This is a genomic window from Pseudomonas putida (assembly GCF_028682455.1).
Classification (GTDB): Bacteria; Pseudomonadota; Gammaproteobacteria; order Pseudomonadales; family Pseudomonadaceae; genus Aquipseudomonas; species Aquipseudomonas putida_AA.
In genome coordinates this window covers 658,721-680,064 of sequence record NZ_JANHLD010000002.1, presented here as the reverse complement: position 1 = coordinate 680,064, position 21,344 = coordinate 658,721, and the positions used below count along the sequence as shown (strand labels likewise).

The following is a 21,344-nucleotide window of genomic DNA, read 5'->3' as shown; positions in this document are numbered from 1 at the left end:
TCCAAACAATGAATAAGAAAGTGCTTTGCACAAGATGGAGGGGTAATGAAGTCCGCTCAACTGTGGGTGCGCGAAGGCCATTTGCACAAGGCTGCGCTGAGTATTGCTGTCACTGCGATTTCTTCCGGGCTGCTGCAGAGCGCCCATGCGATCGCCATCGACACCGGCAATCCGGACGTGCAGGTCCGGTGGGACAACACCATCCGCTATAACCTGGGCTATCGGGTCGACCCCCAGAACGATTCGATCCTCGCCAACCCGAACTTCGATGACGGCGATCGCAACTTCGAGCGCGGCGTGGTCACCAACCGCCTTGACCTGCTCAGTGAAGCCGACATCGTCTTCAATCAGCGTTATGGTGCGCGCGTCAGTGCCGCCGCATGGTATGACCAGGCGTACGAAAACCTGGACAACGATAACGTCGCCACCTCCAACCACGAATCGGACGGCCAGCCCGCGCTCGGTCTGAGCCGCTACGCGAAGCGTTATTACCACGGTCCGTCGGGGGAGATCCTCGATGCCTTTGTATTCGGCCAGATGGAGGTCGGCAGCGTTCAGCTCAACGGCAAGCTCGGCCAGCACTCGCTGGCCTGGGGCGAAGCGCTGCTCACCGGGGGCGCGGTGCATGGCGTGTCCTATAGCCAGAACCCGCTGGACCTGGGCAAGGCCCAGGCGTCCCCGGGCATCGAAGCCAAGGAGCTGTATCGGCCACAGCCACAAGTCTCCACCCAGGTACAACTGACACCGGAGTTGTCCCTGGCGGCGCAGTACTTCTTCGATTGGGAGCGTATGCAGATGCCGGAGGCGGGCACCTATTTCGGTGCCCAGGACATCGTCAACGAGGGCGCCGAAACCCTGGTTGCCCGTCCGGGCGTACCCGGCGTGCGCCTGCAACGTGGCTCGGACATCATCAAGGAAAAGCATGGCGACTATGGCCTGGCCGCGCGCTGGCGTCCCCAGTGGCTGGACGGCACCCTGGGCTTTTACTACCGCAATTTTACCGACAAGCTGCCGCAGGTGTACCAGCAGGCGTCCAGCCGTACCTTTGGCCTGGCCTACGGTGACGACATCGACCTGTATGGCGTGAGCCTGTCCACCGTGCTTGGCGGCTTGAGCGTCGGTGTCGACCTCAACTACCGCACCAACATGCCGTTGGTCAGCAGCGTTGCGGCCTTGCCTGCGGGCGCATTGCCCGACGACACCCCCGGCGCGCGCGGCAACACGGTGCACGGCCTGGTGAACGCCGTGGGCACGCTGGCGAGCTCGCCCCTGTACGACTCGGCTGCCTATGCCGCCGAGCTGACCTGGAACACCTGGACTTCGGTGACCGACAACAAGGCCCTGTTCAAAGGCAATGACAGCTACAACGCCGTCGACAAGCCGGACAAGAACGCCATCGCCATGGGCCTGAACTTCACTCCGACCTGGTACCAGGTGTTCCCTGGTGGCGACCTGTCGATGCCGTTGAGCTACTCCCAGGGCCTGCGCGGCAACTCGGCGGTGACCCTGGGCGGCAACGAAGACACCGGCAGTTACTCGGTGGGACTGGGCCTGGACTACCTGTCGCAGTACCGGTTCGACCTGAAATATGTCGACTTCTTCGGTGATGTCGACAAGGACGTCAACGGCGTGGTGAGCGTCGCCAACGGTACGTCCGCCATCCTCAGGGACCGCGGTCTCATCACCTTCACCTTCAAGACCACGATCTGAGTGGCGAGGACGATTTCATGAATGCATCCCATAAAGTGCTCTTCGCAAGCCTGCTGTCGCTGTATGGAAGCCTGGCGCTGGCCGCGCCGGACTACAGTCAGCTGGGCAAAACCCTGACGGCCTTCGGTGCACAGCAGAGTGGCAACGAGGACGGCAGCATTCCGCCCTATACCGGTGGCCTGGCCGCGGCACCGGCTGGCTTCGACAAGAATTCCCATGTACGGCCCGACCCTTTCGCGAATGAAAAGCCGCTGCTGTCGATCAACCAGGGCAACGTCGACCAGTACGCCAGCAAGCTCACCGCCGGCACGGTGGCGCTGATCAAGCGCTACCCGAGTTTTCGCGTCGATGTCTATCCCACCCACCGTACCGCGGCGTTCCCGCAGTGGGTGCAGGACAACGCCATCAAGAATGCCGGCAAGGCGAAGCTGGACGCCGGTGGCACCTCGGTTTCCGGCGTGCACGCCACGACCCCGTTCCCGATTGCGCAAAACGGCAATGAAGCGATGTGGAACATGCTGATGCGCTACAACGGCGACACCATGGATTTTCGCAAATTCACCGCCTTCAACGTCACGTCGGCCGGTCAACTGACGATTTCCACCCAAGGGCGTTTCCTGGTCGAGTCCGAGTACTACAACGATGCCAAGCAAGGCAGTAGCCTGCTGCAACGTACCCGCGCCGACTATGTCGGGCCGGCGCGCCGTGCAGGGGAGGCGGTGATGATTCTCGAGCCGGCCAACTATGAAGAGGCCGAGCGCCGCGCCTACCAGTACCTGCCAGGCCAGCGGCGGGTCAAGTTGGCGCCCGACCTTGCCTACGACACGCCCAATACCAGCACCTCCGGCATGTCCACCATGGACGATGTCGGGCTGTTCAACGGCAAGCAGGACCGGTTCGACTTCAAGCTGGTAGGCAAGAAGGAAATGTACGTCCCCTACAACGCCTATCGCATGGTGTATGCCAGCAAGCCCGAGGAGGTCTTCAAGGCCAACCATATCAACCCGGACTATGTCCGCTGGGAGCTGCATCGGGTGTGGGTAGTGGAAGCGACGCTCAAGCCCGGTGCACGGCATATCTACAAGAAGCGCGAGTTCTACCTCGATGAAGACAGCTGGGCGCCGCTGGCGGTCGATCAATACGACGCCCGCGACAGCCTCTGGCGTGTCGGTTTCAACTACCCGACCCAGAGCTACGACGCGCAGACCTTCACCAGCTTTACCGCCGGGCACTATGACCTGATCGGTGGCAACTACTACATCAACCTCTGGCCGGGCCGCGATGGCCTGCGCATTGCCGCCGAACACCAGCCGGACAACTTCTGGTCGCCGGACTCCCTGGCGGGTAGCGGTATCCGCTAAGCCGCCGGGCCAGGCCCCCTGCGCTATCGCTGGTAGCGCAGGGGCTTCGATCATTCCAAGAAGGACTTACGCCATGTTCGAACCTTGGCTGCGGCCGGTCATTGCCCTGGCTGCGCTCAGTTGTCTGCCGGTGCAGGCGCAACCGGCCTTCCGTGATCCGTTGGACGTTGCCCCGATGCACAGTGCACTGGCGACCCAGGCCCCGCTCAACGCAGTGACCCGTGCGGGCGACCGATTGGTCGCCGTGGGCCTGCGCGGCAGCATCCTCTACAGCGACGACCTGGGGACCAGCTGGACGCAGGCCCGATCGCCGAGCAGCACCGACCTGACGGCGGTGTACTTCTCGACGCCGCAGCTGGGCTGGGCTGTCGGTCACCAAGGCGTGGTACTGCACAGCAGCGACGGTGGCCTGAGCTGGAGTCGTCAACTCGATGGCCTGGGCATCGGTGCGCTGTTGCGCCAACAGGGCGAGGCGGGGGCTACCGCCCCCCTGCCTGCCGAAGGCAGCAGCGACTTCCCCTTGCTCGACGTGTGGTTCGAGGATGCCCGCAGGGGCTTTGTGGTCGGTGCGTTCAATCTGATTCTGCACACCGAGGACGGCGGCAAGAGCTGGAGCTCCTGGTCGTCTCGTACGCAGAACCCGCAGGGCTTGCACCTCTATTCGATACGCTGGGCCGATGGCGCGCTGTTCATTGCCGGCGAGCAGGGCCTGGTGTTGCGCCTGGATGCGCAAAGCCAACGCTTCGAGGCACTGGCAACGCCCTACAAGGGCAGCTTCTTCAACCTGGTTGGCACGCCGCAGGTGGTCCTGGCCGTCGGCCTGCGGGGCACTGCCTATCGCAGCAGCGACCGCGGGCAGTCCTGGCACAAGGTCGAGACGGGCCTGGGCAGCAGCCTGGCCGGCGGCACCGTGCGTGCCGATGGCTCGATCGTGCTGGTCAGCCTGGCGGGGGACGTGCTGCTCAGCCGTGACCAGGCGCGCAGTTTCACGCGCCTGAGCATCGATCGCCCTGCGCCGTACTTTGCCGTGGCCGACGCCGGCCCGGCCGGGCTCAGCCTGGTCGGCATCCGTGGCGTACGCCTGGCCAAATAACAAGAAAAGCGGAGACTGCTGTGGCTACTGGTACCGACACACTCAATGACATGCCCGTCGTCAATACCCTCAAGGAATTCGACGCGCACTCCGGCAACCGCCTGGAACGGTTGATCTTCAATCACCGACTGCTGGTCGTGCTGTTCTGTGCCGTGGTCAGCGTGTTGCTGGCGTACTCGGCAACCCGGCTGGTGCTCAATGCCAGCTTCGAGAAGACCATACCGCAGAGCCAGACCTACATTCGCAACTACCTGGAGCATCGCAATGATCTGCGCGGCCTGGGCAACACCGTCCGGGTCGTGGTGGAGAACCCTGAGGGTGACATCTTCGATTCACGTTATCTGGAGACTTTGCGCCGGATCAACGACGAGGTGTTCCTGACCCCGGGTGTCGACCGTGCTTCGGTGAAGTCATTGTGGATGCCGGTGGTGCGCTGGAATGAAGTCACCGAGGACGGCTACTCCGGCGGCCCGGTGATGCCCGACAACTACGACGGCTCGCCTGGCGCAATCGACAGCCTGCGCCAGAACATCGCCCGGGCACAGTTGCTGGGCAACCTCGTAGCGGGCGATTTCACATCGAGCATGATCTTCGTGCCCTTGCTCGATCGTGACCCGAGTACCGGCCAGGCCCTGGACTACCGGAAACTTTCCGGCGCCCTGGAGCAGATCCGCAGCAAGTACGAGCACGGCACGGAGCCCGGGACTTTGCCGGTGCGTGTGCACATCGTCGGCTTTGCCAAAGTGATGGGTGAACTGCTCGACGGTGTGCTTGAGGTCATGAGCTATTTTCTTGCCGCCGCGCTGATCGCCGCGCTGATCATCTTCGCCTACACCCGCTGTGCGCGCAGCACGGTGCTGGTGCTCAGTTGCTCGTTGATCGCGGTGATCTGGCAGTTGGGCCTGGTACGTGCCCTGGGTTATGAGCTGGACCCTTACTCGATCCTGGTGCCCTTCCTGATTTTTGCCATCGGTGTGTCCCACGGTGCCCAGAAGATGAACGGCATCATGCAGGACATCGGCCGCGGCACGCACAAGCTGGTGGCTGCACGCTATACCTTCCGGCGCTTGTTCCTCGCCGGGCTGACCGCGCTGCTGGCCGATGCCGTGGGTTTTGCGGTGCTGATCTTCATCGACATCCCGGTGATCCAGGACCTGGCCATTACCGCCAGCATCGGTGTCGCCGTCCTGGTGTTCACCAACCTGATCCTGCTGCCGGTGATGCTTTCCTACTCGGGCGTTCGTCCGGCGGCGGCGCGGCGCGCATTGCGTCGGGAAGGGCGAGAGTCGGCAGCCTGGTCACTGCTCGAGCGCTTCACCACGCGCCGCTGGGCGATTGCCACCATTGGCGTGTGGTTCATCCTGGCGGCCGCAGGTTTCGCCATCAGCCTGCAACTGAAGATCGGCGACCTCGACCCCGGCGCGCCGGAGCTGCGCCGCGATGCCCGCTACAACCTCGATAACGCCTACATCACCAGCCACTATGCGTTGTCCAGCGACCTGTTCGCGGTCATCGTCAAGGCCGGCCCCGATGGCTGCCTCAAGTACTCGACCCTGGTGGAAATCGACCGGCTCAGCTGGACCTTGCAGAACACCCCGGGGGTACAGACCACCAGCTCGTTTGCCGATGCTGCGCGACGCATCACGGCCGGCTCCTTCGAGGGCAACAACAAGTGGCTGACCTTGTCGCCCGACCAGGCGGTGCTCAACTATGCCGCGCGCACCGCGGCAGCCAACAACCCCGAGCTGTTCAACGAAGACTGTTCGATCATTCCGGTGGTTGCCTACCTGAAGGATCACAAGGCCGAGACCCTGGATGGCGTGGTCAAGGCCAGCGAAGCCTTTGCCGCGGCGCACAACACCGATGAGCGCCAGTTCCTGCTGGCCGCCGGCAGCGCCGGCATCGAGGCGGCGACCAATATCGTCGTACGCGAAGCCAACCGCAGCATGCTGTTCTTCGTCTACGGCGCCGTCATCCTGTTGTGCTACATCGCCTTTCGCAGCTGGCGCGCGGTGGTGGTCGCGGTGGTACCGCTGGTGATCACCTCGATCCTCTGCGAAGCGTTGATGGTGATGCTCGGCATGGGGGTGAAGGTTGCCACCTTGCCGGTCATCGCCCTGGGTGTCGGCATTGGCGTCGACTATGCGCTGTACCTGGTGAGCGTCCAGCTGGTGCAGCAGCGTGCCGGCGTGCCACTGCGCGCGGCCTACCGGCATTCGGTCGACTTCACCGGCAAGGTGGTGGCGCTGGTCGGCCTGACCCTGGCCGCCGGGGTGGTGACCTGGGCCTGGTCGCCGATCAAGTTCCAGGCCGACATGGGCATCCTGCTGACTTTCATGTTTGTCCTGAACATGATCGGAGCACTGGTGCTGATCCCGGCGATGTCGCATTTTCTGTTGTCCGATGGTCATTTCCGTCGCTTGTGCCCGGCTCCCGCCCGTGCACAGGCGACGGTTGAACGTAGCGTACTGGTTTGACTTTCAAGGAGAGAAACATGAACAACCGCACACGGGCGCTGGCCCTTGCTTTTAGCCTTTCATTGCTCGCGCCGGCCTATGTCCAGGCAGCGACAACCGACAACACCGGCCTGCTCATGTCGCCCGAGCAGGCCCGTGAGGAGCAGGCCTATGTGCTCGGGGTCCAGGCCTATCTTTGGGGTTACCCGCTTTATCACTACGATATTTCGGGAGAAAAGAGCCGCCAAGTCGGCGCAGTCGGGGTCAACAGCCTGCGCAAGTTCACCGCGCTGAAGACGGCCAAGGAACGTTTCGTGGTCACTCCCAACAACGTCACCATCGACGCCTATGGGCATCTGTTCCTCGCCCAGGAACCGGTGGTGGTACACGTACCGGCGCTCACCGAGCCGCGCTGGTACCTGGTACAGATCGGCAATTCGTTCGATGAGGTCACCTTCAATGTCGGGGGTATCAAGGGCGCGCGGCCGGGCGACTACCTGATCACCGGGCCCGACTATCGCGGCAGCGTGCCCAACGGCATGACCCAAGTGCCGCTGCGCACCGAGAAAGGTATCGTAGCGGTGCGCATCCTGGCCAAGGACGAGACTGACATCGACGCCGCGGTGCAGGCGCAAAAGGGCTTCCAGGTGATGCCGCTGTCTGCCTACCTGCGCCAGGGGTTGCAATACCAGCCCGGCAAACCGCAGCTTCCTCCAGATTTCAGCGCTTCGGCCCCTGCGAACTTGCGCTTCTTCGAGCGACTGGGGCATGCCATGCAGCAGTCCCTGCCGTTGAGCGGCGATCGAGACGAGGGGTTGCTCACCGCCTTCAACCAGATCGGCTTGAGCGTTGCCAACGGCTTCGCCTGGCAGACCCTGGACGACGCCACGCGGCGAGGCCTGGCCCGCGCCGCCAAGGCCGCCGAGCAGATCGTCGACCAGCGCTGGAAAGACGTCGGTGAAACCACCAATGGCTGGCGCTACACCCTGGCAGGCGGTCGCGCCGGCCATGATTTTGCCCTGCGCGCGGCGCTGGCCAAGAACGTGGTGGGCGCACAACTGTCCGAGGAGGTCGTGTACCCCAATACCCGGGTGGATGCCAAAGGCGCTGCACTCAACGGCCAGAACGCGTACGTCCTGCGTTTCGCCAAGGGTCAGCTGCCGCCCGTGTCGCTGTTCTGGAACCTCTCGCTGTATGGCGACGACATGCTGTTTGTCGAGAATGCCTTCGGCCGCAACAGCATCGGCAACCTGACCGAAGGGCTCAAGCCGGATGCCGATGGCTCGCTGACCCTGTTGATTCAGAAAGAACGTCCCGCCGACACCGCCAACTGGCTGCCGGCGCCAGAGGGGGATTTCAACCTGACCATGAGGTTCTACGGACCTGCCACGTCAGTGCTGGATGGCAGCTACCGCTTGCCGGCGGTGGAGCGGGTGGACTGAACCCGAATCGCGGGAGTACAAATGTACTCCCGCGCGTTCGTCGTTACCCTCGATCCACCAGGAACGTGGAGGGGCAGCGGTTTGGCTCCTTCATTGTTAACCTGACCGTAATGGTTCGTCAGTCTGCTTGATTGATGCCCCGGTCGGTTGGTTTCACAGTGTGCTCACTACAGCGAAGACGCGTGGAGTGAGCATGACAACAACAATATCCCCCGACCCGCGCTGGTCGAGTCGCCGCGCTGCCAAGCAGCAGCGACTGCAAAGCGTGCAAGCGTTCGCCGATGGCGTGGTGCTGCCGACCGAACGAATCGTCGAAGCCCTCGAAGCACTGATATTGCCCGCAGACCGGGTGGTGCTCGAAGGCAACAACCAGAAGCAGGCCGACTTTCTCTCTCGTTCGCTGGCCAAGGTGGACCCCGCCAAGCTGCATGATCTGCACATGATCATGCCCAGCGTCGGGCGCCCGGAGCACCTGGACCTGTTCGAGCGCGGCATTGCCCGCAAACTCGACTTCTCGTTCGCGGGCACCCAGAGCTTGCGCATCAGCCAGTTGCTCGAGGACGGGCTGCTGGAAATCGGCGCGATCCATACCTACATCGAGCTGTACGCCCGGCTGGTGGTCGACCTGATCCCCAACGTGGTGCTCTCGGCAGGGTTCATGGCCGATCGCCAGGGCAACATCTACACCGGCCCGAGCACCGAGGACACCCCGGCGCTGATCGAGCCGGCGGCGTTCAGCGATGGCATCGTCATCGTCCAGGTGAACCAGCTGGTCGATGATGTCAGCGACCTGCCACGGGTGGATATCCCGGCCTCCTGGGTCGATTTCGTGGTGGTCGCCGACCAGCCGTTCTACATCGAGCCGCTGTTTACCCGCGACCCCCGGCATATCAAACCGGTGCATGTGCTGATGGCGATGATGGCGATCCGCGGCATCTACGAGAAGCACAACGTCCAGTCGCTGAACCACGGCATCGGTTTCAACACCGCGGCCATCGAGCTGATCCTGCCGACCTATGGCGAATCCCTTGGCCTGAAGGGCAAGATCTGCCGTAACTGGACCCTCAACCCGCACCCCACGCTGATCCCGGCGATCGAGAGCGGCTGGGTTGAAAGCGTGCATTGCTTCGGTACCGAGTTGGGCATGGAGCAGTACATCGCCGCGCGCCCGGACGTGTTCTTCACCGGCCGCGATGGCTCCCTGCGTTCGAACCGAATGCTCTGCCAGCTGGCTGGCCAGTACGCCGTGGACCTGTTCATCGGCGCCACCTTGCAAGTGGATGGCGACGGCCATTCCTCCACCGTTACCCGGGGCCGCCTGGCCGGTTTCGGCGGCGCGCCGAACATGGGCCACGACCCGCGCGGCCGGCGTCATGGCACCCCAGCCTGGCTGGACATGCGCCAGGAGCAGGGCAGCGCCCCCGAGGCGCTGCTTGAGCGCGGCAAGAAGCTGGTGGTGCAGATGGTCGAAACCTACCAGGAAGGCGGCAAGCCGACCTTCGTGCCGACCCTGGACGCCATCGAGGTAGCCAACAAATGCGGCATGCCGTTGGCACCGATCATGATCTACGGCGACGACGTCACCCACCTGCTTACCGAAGAAGGCATCGCCTACCTGTACAAGGCGCGCTCGCTGGAAGAACGCCAGGCGATGATCGCCGCCGTGGCCGGGGTTACCGCCATTGGCCAGCGGCACAACCCCAAGGATACCGAGCGCATGCGCCGCGAAGGCCTGATCGCCTGGCCCGAAGACCTGGGCATCCGCCGCACCGATGCCACGCGCGAACTGCTCGCGGCCAAGAGCGTCGCCGACCTGGTGCAATGGTCGGGTGGCCTGTACAACCCGCCCGCCAAATTCAGGAGCTGGTAATGCACGCACTCAACCTGAACATCCGACCGGTCTCGATCAGCGAGCAGCTGGCCGACTTCGCCGTCGATGCGCTGATCGATGAAGTCGACCTGTCTCCCAAGCCGGCGTTGGTCGATCGCCGTGGCAACGGCGCGCACAGCGACCTGGACCTGGGCCTGATGCACGCCTCGGCGCTGTCGCTGTGGCCGGCTTTCAAGGCCATGGCAGAGGCAGCCCAGGGCATCGGCGAGATCGGCTTGTCGCTGCGTGAAGCAATCGGTGCCCTGGGCCGCGAAGGCGAGCAGGCGATGCTGGCCACCACCGCTGGGGTCAATACCCACCGTGGCGGCATCTGGGCGCTGGGCCTGCTGGTGACCGCGGCGGCCCTGGCGCCCGGTGAACTCGGCGCCTCGGCTGTGTGTACCCGCGCCGCGCGGCTGGCCTTGCTCGATGATCGCTTTGCGCCCCGTGCTGCCAGCCACGGCCGCCAGGTCAACCGGCAGTACGGCACCGGCGGGGCCCGTGAGCAAGCGCAACAAGGGTTCCCGGCGGTGCTGCTGCACGGTTTGCCGCAACTCAAGTGCAGCCGCGCCGCTGGCCATGGCGAGCAGAACGCCCGGCTCGATGCCTTGCTGGCGATCATGACCCGGCTGGAGGACACCTGCGTGCTGTACCGCGCAGGCCTTCACGGCCTGGCATTGATGCAGGACGGTGCCCAGGCAGTGCTGGATGCCGGGGGCAGCGCGAGCCTGTCCGGGCGCAGGCGCCTGCTGGCGCTGGACCAGCAACTGCTGCAGTGCAATGCCTCGCCCGGTGGCGCCGCTGATTTGCTCGCGGCGTGCCTGTTAATCGATCGCCTGGAGCAGGGCGAGCTGAATGTTCAGGGAGCATGTTGATGGAAACCTTGAGTTTTGAATTCCCCGCCGGCCAGCCTGGCCGCGGACGCGCGCTGGTCGGCTGTGTCGGCTCCGGGGACCTGGAAGTGCTGATCGAGCCTGGCCTTGCCGGCACCCTGAGCATCGCCGTGCAGACCTCGGTCAATGGCAGCGCGGTGCGCTGGCAGCAGGTGTTCGCGCGGATCTTCGAAGGTCGCACGCCGCCGGCGCTGCGCATCGATATTCATGACTTCGGCGCGACCCCCGGGGTGGTACGCCTGCGTCTGGAGCAGGGTCTGGAGGAGATCGGCCATGACTGACCACACCCACTTGCTGCACAAGCGCAGCTTTGTCGAGCTGAGTGCTCGCCAGCGTGCCCAGGCGCTGCTCGACAGTGGCAGCTTTCGCGAACTGATCGACCCGTTCGAACGGCTGATGTCGCCCTGGCTGGTCAAGCAGGGCGTGGTGCCCCAGGCCGATGACGGGGTGGTGATTGCCAAGGGCCTGGTCGATGGCCTGCCGGTGGTGGTCGCCGCCATCGAAGGCGCTTTCCAGGGCGGCAGCCTGGGTGAGGTGGGCGGCGCCAAGATCGCTGGCGCACTGGAACTGGCGGCCGAAGACAACCGCAAGGGCATTGCCACCCGCGCCGTTTTGTTGCTGGAAACCGGTGGCGTGCGCCTGCAGGAAGCCAACCTCGGCCTGGCGGCGATTGCCGAGATTCATGCGGCCATCGTCGACCTGCGCCAGTACCAGCCGGTGATCGGTGTGATTGCCGGCAGTGTCGGCTGCTTTGGCGGCATGTCGATTGCCGCCGGCCTGTGCAGTTACCTGGTGGTGACCCAGGAGGCCCGCCTGGGCCTGAACGGCCCGCTGGTGATCGAGCAGGAAGCCGGTGTCGATGAGTACGACTCCCGCGACCGGCCGTTCATCTGGAGCCTGACCGGCGGCGAACAACGCTTTGCCTGCCAGTTGGCCGACCGCTACGTGGCCGACGAAGTCAGCCGGATCCGCAGCGAAGTCGGCGCGCTGTTGCAGCAAGGCCTGCCGCCTGTGCAGCGCAGCCAGCAGTCTGGCTATTACCTGCAGCGCCTGAAGGAGCTCGACACCACGGCGCAAATCGACCCGGCGACGGTTCGCCGCCTGTATCAAGGAGAGCGCTGATGAGTACCTGTTCGCTGCGTGGTCTGCACTGGTTCCAGGCCCTGGGCCGGGAGGCCGTGGAGGCCAATGACGTTCCACCTTCGTTGAAGGTCGCCGATGGTCGGCTGGGGGAGTGGCCGGTGCGCTACCTGGCCGTCGTCGCCGATGCACATAACCGCTTTGTTCGCGCACGCCAGGGCGAAGTCGGCCTGGTGGAAGGCTGGGGCCTGGCCCAGGCGGTGGAGCAAGCCATCGCCGCTGACCGCGACCAGGCTCACAAGCGGGTATTGGTCGCGATTGTCGATGTGCCGAGCCAGGCCTATGGCCGGCGCGAAGAAGCGCTGGGCATACATCAGGCCCTGGCCGCTGCCGCCGACAGCTATGCCCGTGCGCGCCTGGCCGGGCACCCGGTGATAGCGCTGCTGGTCGGCAAGGCGATGTCCGGGGCGTTTCTGGCCCATGGCTACCAGGCCAATCGACTGATTGCCCTGGCCGACGATGGGGTCATGGTGCATGCCATGGGCAAGGCCTCGGCGGCGCGGGTCACGCTGCGCAGTGTCGAGGAGCTCGAGGCCCTGGCCGCCAGCGTGCCGCCGATGGCCTATGACATCGACAGCTACGCAAGCCTTGGGTTGTTGTGGCAAACCCTGGCGGTCAGCGATGCCGAACAGCCTACGGCCGCTGACCTGGGGCGGGTAGTCGAATGCCTGGTCGAGGCGGTCAAGGATATTCAGCGCAGCGGCCCGGACCTCGCTGGCCGACTCGGCGCGAGCAACCGCAGCGCCTCGAGCCGGGTGCGCGAATTGCTGCGCGCCCAGTGGTAGTAGCCATGGACCGCTACTTGCCTCACGACCTGCTGTGGACCGCGTGTGTCGACTGGTTACCAGCCGACGCGCCGGACTGGGCGGTCAAGGTTCTGCAGCAAGGCCAGCCGGTGGTGGTGCGTCGAGCCAACGGGGTGCCAGGGCAGGTCGCCGTGGGCCTGCGCGGCAGCAACCGCGAACAGCGTTATGCGAGCTGGATACCGGCAAGCAGCGTGCTGCATCGGCTCAGCCCGGAGCAACTCGCTGCGCACCCGCTGGGTGAGCGGCGATGGCCGGCGCTGCAGGCCTTGCAGCAACTGAAGCCGGTGCTCGAGGCGACGGGGCTGGTCTGGGGCGTCAGCGGCAGCGCGGGTTATGAGCTTGCCTGCGGTGTGGCTGCGTTGCATCAGCACAGTGACCTTGACCTGATCGTGCGTACCCCCGTGCCGATGTCGCGGCCGGCGGCCCGGCAACTGCTGGAGCGCTTGCAGACCCCGCTGTGCCGCATCGATGTACAGCTGCAAACGCCCGGGGGCGCAGTAGCCCTGGGCGAGTGGGCCGGCGACGCACGCCAGGTACTGCTCAAGTCCAGCGCCGGCGCCTGCCTGGTGGCTGATCCGTGGCTGGTCTCGGAGCGACTGGCATGAGCAGTTGGCTGGTGTTCCCGGGGCAGGGCGCACAGAAGCCGGGCATGTTGCATGGCCTGGCGGATGAGCCGCTGGTGCGCGACTGCATTGCCGAGGCCTCGGCGGTACTCGGCGAGGACGTCCTGCAGCTGGATTCGGCAGCGGCGCTGGCGTCTACCCGTGCGGTGCAACTGTGCCTGCTGGTGGCCGGGGTGGCCTGTGCCCGCTTGCTGTTGCAACACGCACCGGCGCCGGCGTATGTGGCGGGGCTTTCGATCGGCGCCTATCCGGCGGCGGTGGTGGCGGGTGCGTTGAGCTTTGCCGATGCGTTGAGGCTGGTCAGCCTGCGCGCGGAGTTGATGCAGCAGGCCTGGCCCTACGGCTATGGCATGACCGCCATCATCGGCCTGGAGCCTGCGCGCGTCGAAGCGCTGTTGGCACAAGTGCACAGCGAAGCGACTCCGGTGTACCTGGCCAACATCAACGCCGACAACCAGGTGGTGATCGCCGGCAGCGACGCGGCCATGGCCCGTGTTGCCGAACGGGCGCGCAGCGCTGGCGTGGTGGTCTGCAAGCGCCTGGCCGTCAGCGTGCCGTCGCATTGCCCGCTTCTGGAGTCGCCCGCCCAGGTACTGGCTGCCGCATTCGCCCAGGTGACCGTGCATGCGCCGCGGTTGGGTTACCTGAGCAGCAGCCGGGCCAGGCCCCTGCATAGCGCCGAAAGCATCCGCGATGAACTGGCCTTCAACATGTGCCGGATCGTCGATTGGCGGGCAACGCTGCAAAGCGCTTACGAACGCGGTGTACGCCTGCAGATCGAACTGCCGCCGGGCCAGGTCCTTACCGGTCTTGCCCGGCGGGTGTTCACCCAGGGCACCACCCTGTGCTTCGAAGGCGCCCGTCTGGATACCCTTGTTTCACTCATGCAACGGGAGGGCTTGAGCCACCTCTGAACCTGCTCTGTTTTGCCCGGTACAAAAACAATAATTGAAGGCGGTACACCCTGGAGGACAACAACAATGATTATTTACGGTGTGGCTTTACTGGCGATCTGCACGCTGGTGGGCATTGTGGCAGGTGATTTGCTGGGCGCGCTGATGGGCGTGCAATCGAACGTCGGCGGGGTCGGTATCGCGATGCTGCTGCTGATTTTCGTGCGCTTGTACATGCACCGTCATGGTGGCTTGAGCAAGGAATGCGAGCTGGGCGTGGGCTTCTGGGGCGCGATGTACATTCCGGTGGTAGTGGCCATGGCCGCGCAACAGAACGTGGTCACCGCCTTGCATGGCGGGCCGATGGCGGTGCTGGCGGCCATCGGTTCGGTGTTGCTGTGCGGCGCCACCATCGCCCTGATCAGTCGTACCCACAAAGGCGAGCCATTGCCGGCCGAGCCGCTGGACGTACTGCCATCGACCAACGGGAGTCATTGATATGCTCGACGTCATCGTAAAAGGCCTGGAACACAACGGTCTGATCACTGCCTTCGCGTTTGTCGGGGTGATCATGTGGGTCTCGGTGGTGCTGTCCAAGCGCCTGACCTTCGGCCGGGTACACGGCTCGGCCATCGCCATTGTCATCGGCCTGGTGCTGGCCTGGGTGGGCGGGACCCTGACGGGTGGGCAAAAGGGGCTGGCGGACCTGGCGCTGTTTTCCGGGATCGGCCTGATGGGCGGCGCCATGCTGCGAGACTTTGCCATCGTTGCCACCGCGTTCGAAGTCCAGGCTACCGAGGCGCGCAAGGCCGGGATGGTCGGGGCGCTGGCCCTGATACTGGGCACCATCCTGCCCTTTATCGTCGGCGCCTGCGTCGCCTGGGCGTTCGGCTACCGCGATGCGGTGAGCATCTCGACCATTGGTGCGGGCGCGGTGACCTATATTGTCGGGCCGGTGACCGGCGCTGCGATTGGTGCCAGCTCCGAGGTGGTGGCCTTGTCGATTGCCACAGGGTTGATCAAGGCGATCCTGGTAATGGTCTGCACGCCATTCGCGGCACGCTGGATGGGGCTGGACAATCCACGCTCGGCCATGGTGTTCGGCGGCCTGGCAGGCACCGTCAGCGGTGTGACGGCGGGGCTGGCGGCCACCGATCGGCGGCTGGTGCCCTACGGCGCGCTGACCGCCACCTTCCACACCGGGCTGGGTTGCCTGCTGGGCCCGTCGCTGCTGTATTTCGTGGTTCGCGGCCTGGTCGGGGCGTGAACCCGAGCCCTTTGCCCGACCGGGCAGGGGGCTCAACCCTTGGCATGGCGGCCGGCATACATCCGGCATTCGGCCAACAGGGCCAGCAGGTTCGGATCGCGCTCCTTGGCCTTGAGGAACACCACGCCGATATGCTGTTGCAGGCTGTAGCGGGCCTGCAGCGGTATCAACTTCACGCGGTTCTCGTACACCGCGGCAATCCGACCTGGCAGCAAGGCATAGCCCACCCCGGAGCTGACCATGCTGAGCAAGGTGAAGATATCGTTCACCTGCATCGCCACCTTCGGGGCGAATCCCGCCTGATCGAACACACTGACGCCATCGCGGTGAGTGGCAAAGCCCTGGGTCAGGGTGATGAAGGTCGACTCGCGCAGCTCGGCCAGGTCTACTTCCGTGTGGGAGGCAAAGGGCGAGTCGACCGGGGTTGCGAGAAAGATATCGTCGCTGAACAGTTCTATCGACTCACAGTCCGGGTCATTGGTGCTCTCGTCCAGGGAGACCAGGATCGCGTCGGCCTCCATGTTCTTGAGCTTGTACAACAGGTCGAAGTTCGAACCCAGGATCAGATCGATGTTGAGCTCGCTACGGCGAATCTTCAGGCCCATGATCAGTTGCGGCACGGTCTTGACCGTCAGTGAGTACAACGAGCCCAGCTTGAATCGCTCGGCCGAAAACCCTGCGGCTTCACGGGTCAAACGCACCGTGTCGACGACATCCTGGATGAGCTTCTGGGTTCGCTCCTCAAGCACATAGGCGCTTTCGAGCGGCGTGAGGTTGCGGCCTTCGTGCTTGAACAACGGGCAGCGCAGGGCGCTTTCCAGCGAATGAATGGCCCTGTGCACACTCACGTTGCTGGTCTGCAGCTGCGCCGCCGCGCGGGACAGGTTCCCGGTGCGCATGAAGGCGAGAAACACTTCGAGCTTTTTCAGGGTGAGCTCTTCATCGATCAGCATGGTCGGCCCCGGGTCATTGTTGGTCTGATTATGCCTGTATGCAGAGATTTCAGGATGCCTGGCGACAGCGTCCTCAAAAACAGTGCTGGCCTGCATTGAAGCCACGGCAGAGAGGGTACTGCTTTGTATCGACTCGATCAGATTCTCGATTTCCAGGGTAGAGGCCTGTGTGCCGTGGGCCAACGCGCGGATTTCGTCAGCCACTACGGAAAACCCCCGGCCCCGGTCGCCGGCACGTGCTGCCTCGATAGCCGCGTTCAGTGCCAATCGATTGATTCGATGTCTTGCTCCGATGTTCGGATATTGCCCAGTTGCAAGTAGGCGAACAGGCCCAGAGTTATAACGAAACAGACAATAACGCCAAAGCAAATGTGCGCACGGGGTGCGATATTGAGCGAACGAACGTTCATGACAAACTCTCGGGTTGAGGGGCGAACAAACAATTGAAAGTTGTTGAGTGGCTGACTGAGTGCAGTTCAGGTTTTCGCCGTGCCAATACGCCTCGATCGACTCCAGCTCAGCAGTTGTTCGACCTGCATCGCCTTGCCGAAGAGGAAACCTTGCATCATCTGGCAGCCGGCGGCCGTCAGCCAATTTGCTTGTTCAAGGGTTTCAACGCCCTCTGCAACGGTTTCTATATCCAGTTTCGCCGCCATCATCAGGATGGCCCCGGCATCCGCTTCGGTTTGTTCGCGCGCATCCAGAATGCCGAAATACAGGTGTTGCCAGGCAACCAGCAGTAAAACGATCAGAAAGGCCAGCATCACAGAGAGCCAGCGACGCGTGCAGCGGCGTATATCCAGGACGTTAGTAGCGATACAGGCGGGCGATGAATGGGCGATTGAAGTGGCTTTCATTCAGGTCAACAATACACAGGTTCAACGGTATGAAACGCCGTGTGCAACGCAGAACAAGTGCTTGCGCCGGGCGATGTTAAAACAAGGGTCTGACTCATATAGGTTTCGTTGTTCGAACGACGAATTGTTGAATGAAATAGCCATGCCATCATGGGTGTACGGGCGCAATGTAATCAATGTTTTCATCGTTAATGCCAGCGTAACGATTGGCGCCTTTGCTTGATTGATGGCCCAAGTTGTTTGCCGTAAGAATGTCTGGACCCAGCAAGTTTCAGTGATTTCAGACAATAGCCCTCACGCGTCAGCAATCGAGATAACCATCCATGTACCGTGACCGTATCCGCTTGTCCTCCCTGCACAGCAAGGTAATGAGTGCGGCTGATGCCGCTGGCCTGATCGAGGACGGCATGACCGTCGGCATGAGCGGTTTCACCCGCGCCGGCGAAGCCAAGGCCGTGCCCCGGGCGCTGGCCGAGCGCGCCAAGCAGTCGCCCCTGCAAATCAGCCTGATGACTGGCGCCAGCCTGGGCAACGACCTGGACAAGCAACTGACCGAGGCCGGTGTCCTGGCCCGTCGCATGCCATTCCAGGTCGACAGCACCCTGCGCAAGGCCATCAACGACGGCAAGGTCATGTTCATCGACCAGCACCTGTCGGAAACCGTCGAGCAACTGCGCAACCAGCAACTCAAGCTGCCGGATATCGCGGTCATCGAAGCGGTTGCCATCACCGAACAAGGCCACATCGTGCCGACCACCTCGGTGGGCAACTCGGCCAGCTTCGCGATCTTCGCCAAACAGGTGATCGTCGAGATCAACCTGGCGCACAACGCCAACCTGGAAGGCCTGCACGACATTTATATCCCGACCTACCGCCCAACCCGTACGCCGATCCCGCTGGTGAAGGTCGACGACCGCATCGGCAGCACCGCGATCCCGATCGACCCGGCCAAGATCGTCGGCATCGTCATCACCGAGCAGCCGGACTCGCCGTCCACCGTCCTGCCACCGGATGACGAAACCCAGGGCATCGCCAACCACCTGATCAACTTCCTCAAGCAGGAAGTGGCCGCAGGGCGCATGACCAACCAGCTCGGCCCGCTGCAGGCAGGCATCGGCAGCATCGCCAACGCGGTGATGTGCGGCCTGATCGATTCGCCGTTCGAAGACCTGACCATGTACTCCGAAGTCCTGCAGGACTCGACCTTCGACCTGATCGACGCCGGCAAGCTGAGCTTTGCCTCGGGCAGCTCGATTACCCTGTCGACCCGCCGCAACGCAGACGTGTTCGGCAATCTGGAGCGCTACAAGGACAAACTGGTGCTGCGCCCCCAGGAGATCTCCAACCACCCTGAAGTGGTCCGCCGCCTGGGCATCATCGGCATCAACACCGCCCTCGAGTTCGACCTGTACGGCAACGTCAACTCCACCCACGTCTGCGGTACGCGGATGATGAACGGCATTGGCGGTTCCGGCGACTTCGCCCGCAACGCCCACTTGGCGATCTTCGTCACCAAGTCCATCGCCAAGGGCGGTGCGATCTCGAGCGTGGTGCCGATGGTCAGCCATGTGGACCACACCGAGCACGATGTCGACATCCTCGTCACCGAGCAGGGCCTTGCCGACCTGCGCGGCCTGGCACCGCGCGAGCGCGCGCGGGTGATCATCGACAACTGCGTGCACCCGGATTATCGCGCTGCACTGAATGACTACTTCACCCGCGCCTGCGAGCGGGGCGGGCACACCCCGCACATTCTGCGCGAAGCCCTGGCCTGGCACGAAAACCTGGAAGAAACCGGGCGCATGCTCAAGAGCTGACTCATCGGATAACGCTGCCTGGTCACCCAGGCTCGCTTTCCACTGCAGGGAGGCAGGAACAGCGGTGGGTTGTACGAAGCCCATCGTTTGCAAGCTGCCATGAAGGCAATGCACCGCCCGCTGCCCACGATCAGCGGGCGGTGCACTCCATTGGTGCCAGTTGGGCGACAAGACCCGGATGCAGGCTTCATTTCCAATTTCAACGTAGCCAAGCTTGGGGTCAAGCGCCGAACGCTCGCGGTCATGCGCGCCAAGGAAATGGGCTTGCTGTCGCCATGACGCGAATTATCGGCCCTGACGCGCGCCAGACGCCTGCAGCGTCTGGATCAAGGCTTGCGTGCAAGCGGGCAGTGCCTGTAGGTCGCGCACCAGGATGCTGCGTTCGCGAACCGCCCAGGGCTCGTCCAGCTCGACGATCGACAGTTTCATGCTCAGGGCATGGCGGCGTGCGGCGGTCTCGGGAATGACGCCAATGCCGACGCCCGCCTCGATCATGCGGCACACCGCCTCGAAGCCCGACAGCTGGATGCGTAGCGGCAGGGACTGGCCGATTTTCTCTACTTGCTCACGCATGAAGCTGTTCAGCGTGCTGCCATCGTGCAGGCCGATATGGGGGAACTGCAGGGTATCGGCCAGGGGCAGGCGGCGCTGTTGCGCCAAGGGGTGTCCGTGGGGAACGGCCAGCACCAGGCGGTCGGTACTGAAGTGCAGCACTTGCAGGCCATTGGCATGTACAGGGCCGGCAATGATGCCCAGGTCGGAGGAGCCATCCAGCACCCCGCGAACGATGTCGCGGTTGAGCTTTTCCTGCAGGTCGACGTTAACGCCAGGGCGCAGCGCAAGAAAGCCTGCCAGTACCTGGGGCAGGAACTCGGTCACTGCGGTGGTATTGGCGAAGATGCGGATGTGGCCGATGGCGTCGGTCCCGTAGGCGGTGAATTCGCTTTTCAGGTACTCCACCTGGCGCAGGATCAGGCGGGCGTGATGCAGCAGGCGCTGGCCTGCCGGCGTGACCTCGACGCCACGATTGTCGCGATAGAGCAGGCGGTTGCCCAGTTGGTTTTCCAGGGCCTTGATCCGCGCGCTGGCGGCAGCGGGCGAGAGGCAAGCCTTGCGAGCGCCCTGGGTCAGGCTGGGGGCCTCGGCAATGTGAATGAACAGACGCAGGTCGGCCAGATCGAAGTGCATGGGCGGGCTCAAGGTCGGCGAAAAAGGTGTGCTTGGCGTTCGGCTATGGCGAACGCTGGATTATGAAAAGACTGATTCATCAAACGCAAGCCCCTCGGCATGCTTGTTTCAACCTTGAACGAGCCTGGACTATCGCCATGAACCCTCCACCTTATGCCGACTGGATCGGCCGCCGGGAACAAACCCAGGAGTGCCTGAGCGGTAACCTGGTCAAGCGTATCGCCGCGACACTGGGCCAGGCGGCACCGGCGCCCGGCGATGTGTTGCCGCCGCTGTGGCATTGGGCGTTCTTTCAACCGGCCATCGATCAACTGGCGCTGGGGCGCGACGGTCATCCAGCGCACCTCCCGCTGCTGCCACCCACCGGCAATCGCAACCGCATGTGGGCCGGAGGACGGATGGAGTTCTTCGAGCCCCTGCGCGTGGATGCCCAGGCAACCCGCTCCAGTACCTTGCTCAATGTCGAAGAAAAGGCTGGGCGCACCGGGGCATTGCTGTTTGCCACCCTGCGGCACGACTACCTGCAGGACGGCAACCTGTGCCTGCGTGAAGACCAGGACATCGTCTTTCGCGAACCCAACCCGCCACGACTGGGGGATGGCGAGGCCATGCCGCCCGCGGACTGGCAGGACAACGTCGAGCCGACGACGACGCTGTTGATGCGCTACAGCGCGGTGACCTTCAACACCCACCGGATTCATTACGACTGGCCTTACGCCACTGGCGTCGAGGGCTACCCGGGGCTGGTGGTGCACGGCCCGTTGATTGCCACTCTCAACCTGCGTGCCTTCTGCCGCGCCAATCCCGACGTGCGCCTGCGAAGTTTTGCCTATCGCGGGGTGCGCCCCTTGATCGCCCCGGAGCCGTTTCAAGTCGGCGGTCGTATCAGCGCGCCCGGCAAGGCCGAGTTGTGGGCGGGCGATGAGCGCGGCATCGCGCAGCAGGCCGAACTGACCTTCGACTGACCGAACCAGG

Annotated in this window: 20 protein-coding genes and 1 pseudogene; 17 read left to right on the top strand and 4 right to left on the bottom strand. The window is 63.8% G+C overall.

What is annotated here, in order from left to right; all coding sequences use genetic code 11:
* Window positions 1–45: 45 nt before the first annotated feature.
* From NPS58_RS13795 to madM, 14 genes are all read left to right on the top strand, one after another.
* Complete coding sequence (locus NPS58_RS13795; RefSeq protein ID WP_274115907.1) at window positions 46–1,710, top strand: DUF1302 domain-containing protein; 1,665 nt, start codon at window positions 46–48, stop codon at window positions 1,708–1,710.
* A 17-nt stretch (window positions 1,711–1,727) separates the two neighbouring features.
* A complete protein-coding gene (locus NPS58_RS13790; RefSeq protein WP_274115906.1) occupies window positions 1,728–3,071 on the top strand; it encodes a DUF1329 domain-containing protein in 1,344 nt (447 codons plus the stop codon).
* Between the two features lie 73 nt (window positions 3,072–3,144).
* Complete coding sequence (locus NPS58_RS13785; protein WP_274115905.1) at window positions 3,145–4,164, top strand: WD40/YVTN/BNR-like repeat-containing protein; 1,020 nt, start codon at window positions 3,145–3,147, stop codon at window positions 4,162–4,164.
* A 50-nt stretch (window positions 4,165–4,214) separates the two neighbouring features.
* A complete protein-coding gene (locus NPS58_RS13780; RefSeq protein ID WP_274116540.1) occupies window positions 4,215–6,641 on the top strand; it encodes an efflux RND transporter permease subunit in 2,427 nt (808 codons plus the stop codon).
* A gap of 17 nt (window positions 6,642–6,658) precedes the next feature.
* Window positions 6,659–8,062, top strand: coding sequence for a DUF1254 domain-containing protein (locus NPS58_RS13775; protein ID WP_274115904.1), 1,404 nt, complete (start codon window positions 6,659–6,661; stop codon window positions 8,060–8,062).
* A gap of 193 nt (window positions 8,063–8,255) precedes the next feature.
* Entirely contained in the window at window positions 8,256–9,932 is a 1,677-nt protein-coding gene (mdcA, locus tag NPS58_RS13770) for a malonate decarboxylase subunit alpha (RefSeq protein ID WP_274115903.1), read from the top strand.
* Window positions 9,932–10,807, top strand: coding sequence for a triphosphoribosyl-dephospho-CoA synthase (locus NPS58_RS13765; RefSeq protein ID WP_274115902.1), 876 nt, complete (start codon window positions 9,932–9,934; stop codon window positions 10,805–10,807). The genes mdcA and NPS58_RS13765 overlap by 1 nt, the downstream gene beginning before the upstream one ends.
* On the top strand, window positions 10,807–11,106 hold the full coding sequence (locus NPS58_RS13760) for a malonate decarboxylase subunit delta (protein ID WP_274115901.1): 300 nt from the start codon (window positions 10,807–10,809) through the stop codon (window positions 11,104–11,106). The genes NPS58_RS13765 and NPS58_RS13760 overlap by 1 nt, the downstream gene beginning before the upstream one ends.
* Complete coding sequence (locus tag NPS58_RS13755) at window positions 11,099–11,947, top strand: biotin-independent malonate decarboxylase subunit beta (protein WP_274115900.1); 849 nt, start codon at window positions 11,099–11,101, stop codon at window positions 11,945–11,947. The genes NPS58_RS13760 and NPS58_RS13755 overlap by 8 nt, the downstream gene beginning before the upstream one ends.
* Window positions 11,947–12,750, top strand: coding sequence for a biotin-independent malonate decarboxylase subunit gamma (mdcE, locus tag NPS58_RS13750; RefSeq protein ID WP_274115899.1), 804 nt, complete (start codon window positions 11,947–11,949; stop codon window positions 12,748–12,750). Before NPS58_RS13755 ends, mdcE begins: the two co-directional genes overlap by 1 nt.
* A 5-nt stretch (window positions 12,751–12,755) precedes the next feature.
* Window positions 12,756–13,376, top strand: coding sequence for a malonate decarboxylase holo-ACP synthase (locus NPS58_RS13745; protein ID WP_274115898.1), 621 nt, complete (start codon window positions 12,756–12,758; stop codon window positions 13,374–13,376).
* On the top strand, window positions 13,373–14,308 hold the full coding sequence (gene mdcH, locus NPS58_RS13740) for a malonate decarboxylase subunit epsilon (protein WP_274115897.1): 936 nt from the start codon (window positions 13,373–13,375) through the stop codon (window positions 14,306–14,308). Before NPS58_RS13745 ends, mdcH begins: the two co-directional genes overlap by 4 nt.
* Window positions 14,309–14,374: 66 nt before the next feature.
* Window positions 14,375–14,785, top strand: coding sequence for a malonate transporter subunit MadL (gene madL, locus NPS58_RS13735; protein WP_274115896.1), 411 nt, complete (start codon window positions 14,375–14,377; stop codon window positions 14,783–14,785).
* 1 nt (window position 14,786) lies between these two features.
* Complete coding sequence (gene madM / locus NPS58_RS13730) at window positions 14,787–15,554, top strand: malonate transporter subunit MadM (RefSeq protein ID WP_274115895.1); 768 nt, start codon at window positions 14,787–14,789, stop codon at window positions 15,552–15,554.
* A 32-nt stretch (window positions 15,555–15,586) separates the two neighbouring features.
* On the opposite strand, the gene NPS58_RS13725 is transcribed toward madM, so the two are convergent.
* The 3 genes and pseudogenes from NPS58_RS13725 to NPS58_RS13715 all read right to left on the bottom strand — a co-directional run bounded on the left by NPS58_RS13725 (window position 15,587) and on the right by NPS58_RS13715 (window position 17,271).
* A complete protein-coding gene (locus tag NPS58_RS13725) occupies window positions 15,587–16,507 on the bottom strand; it encodes a LysR family transcriptional regulator (protein ID WP_274116539.1) in 921 nt (306 codons plus the stop codon).
* Between the two features lie 84 nt (window positions 16,508–16,591).
* Window positions 16,592–16,780: pseudogene (locus NPS58_RS13720) on the bottom strand (methyl-accepting chemotaxis protein); the annotation flags it as partial.
* A 203-nt stretch (window positions 16,781–16,983) separates the two neighbouring features.
* Window positions 16,984–17,271, bottom strand: coding sequence for an EAL domain-containing protein (locus tag NPS58_RS13715; protein ID WP_274115894.1), 288 nt, complete (start codon window positions 17,269–17,271; stop codon window positions 16,984–16,986).
* A 416-nt stretch (window positions 17,272–17,687) separates the two neighbouring features.
* Between NPS58_RS13715 and NPS58_RS13710 the strand changes: the two genes are divergently transcribed.
* On the top strand, window positions 17,688–19,181 hold the full coding sequence (locus NPS58_RS13710; RefSeq protein WP_274115893.1) for an acetyl-CoA hydrolase/transferase family protein: 1,494 nt from the start codon (window positions 17,688–17,690) through the stop codon (window positions 19,179–19,181).
* A 69-nt stretch (window positions 19,182–19,250) separates the two neighbouring features.
* Complete coding sequence (locus tag NPS58_RS13705) at window positions 19,251–19,460, top strand: hypothetical protein (RefSeq protein ID WP_274115892.1); 210 nt, start codon at window positions 19,251–19,253, stop codon at window positions 19,458–19,460.
* 6 nt (window positions 19,461–19,466) lie between these two features.
* Here the strand turns inward: NPS58_RS13705 and NPS58_RS13700 are convergent, their stop codons facing one another.
* The gene (locus NPS58_RS13700; protein WP_274115891.1) at window positions 19,467–20,369 is read right to left on the bottom strand and encodes a LysR family transcriptional regulator; all 903 of its coding nucleotides are present in this window, start codon (window positions 20,367–20,369) and stop codon (window positions 19,467–19,469) included.
* A 137-nt stretch (window positions 20,370–20,506) separates the two neighbouring features.
* Between NPS58_RS13700 and NPS58_RS13695 the strand changes: the two genes are divergently transcribed.
* Window positions 20,507–21,334 carry an FAS1-like dehydratase domain-containing protein gene (locus tag NPS58_RS13695; protein ID WP_274115890.1) on the top strand — a complete coding sequence of 276 codons (828 nt, stop codon included), beginning with the start codon at window positions 20,507–20,509 and terminating at the stop codon, window positions 21,332–21,334.
* Window positions 21,335–21,344 lie beyond the last annotated feature (10 nt).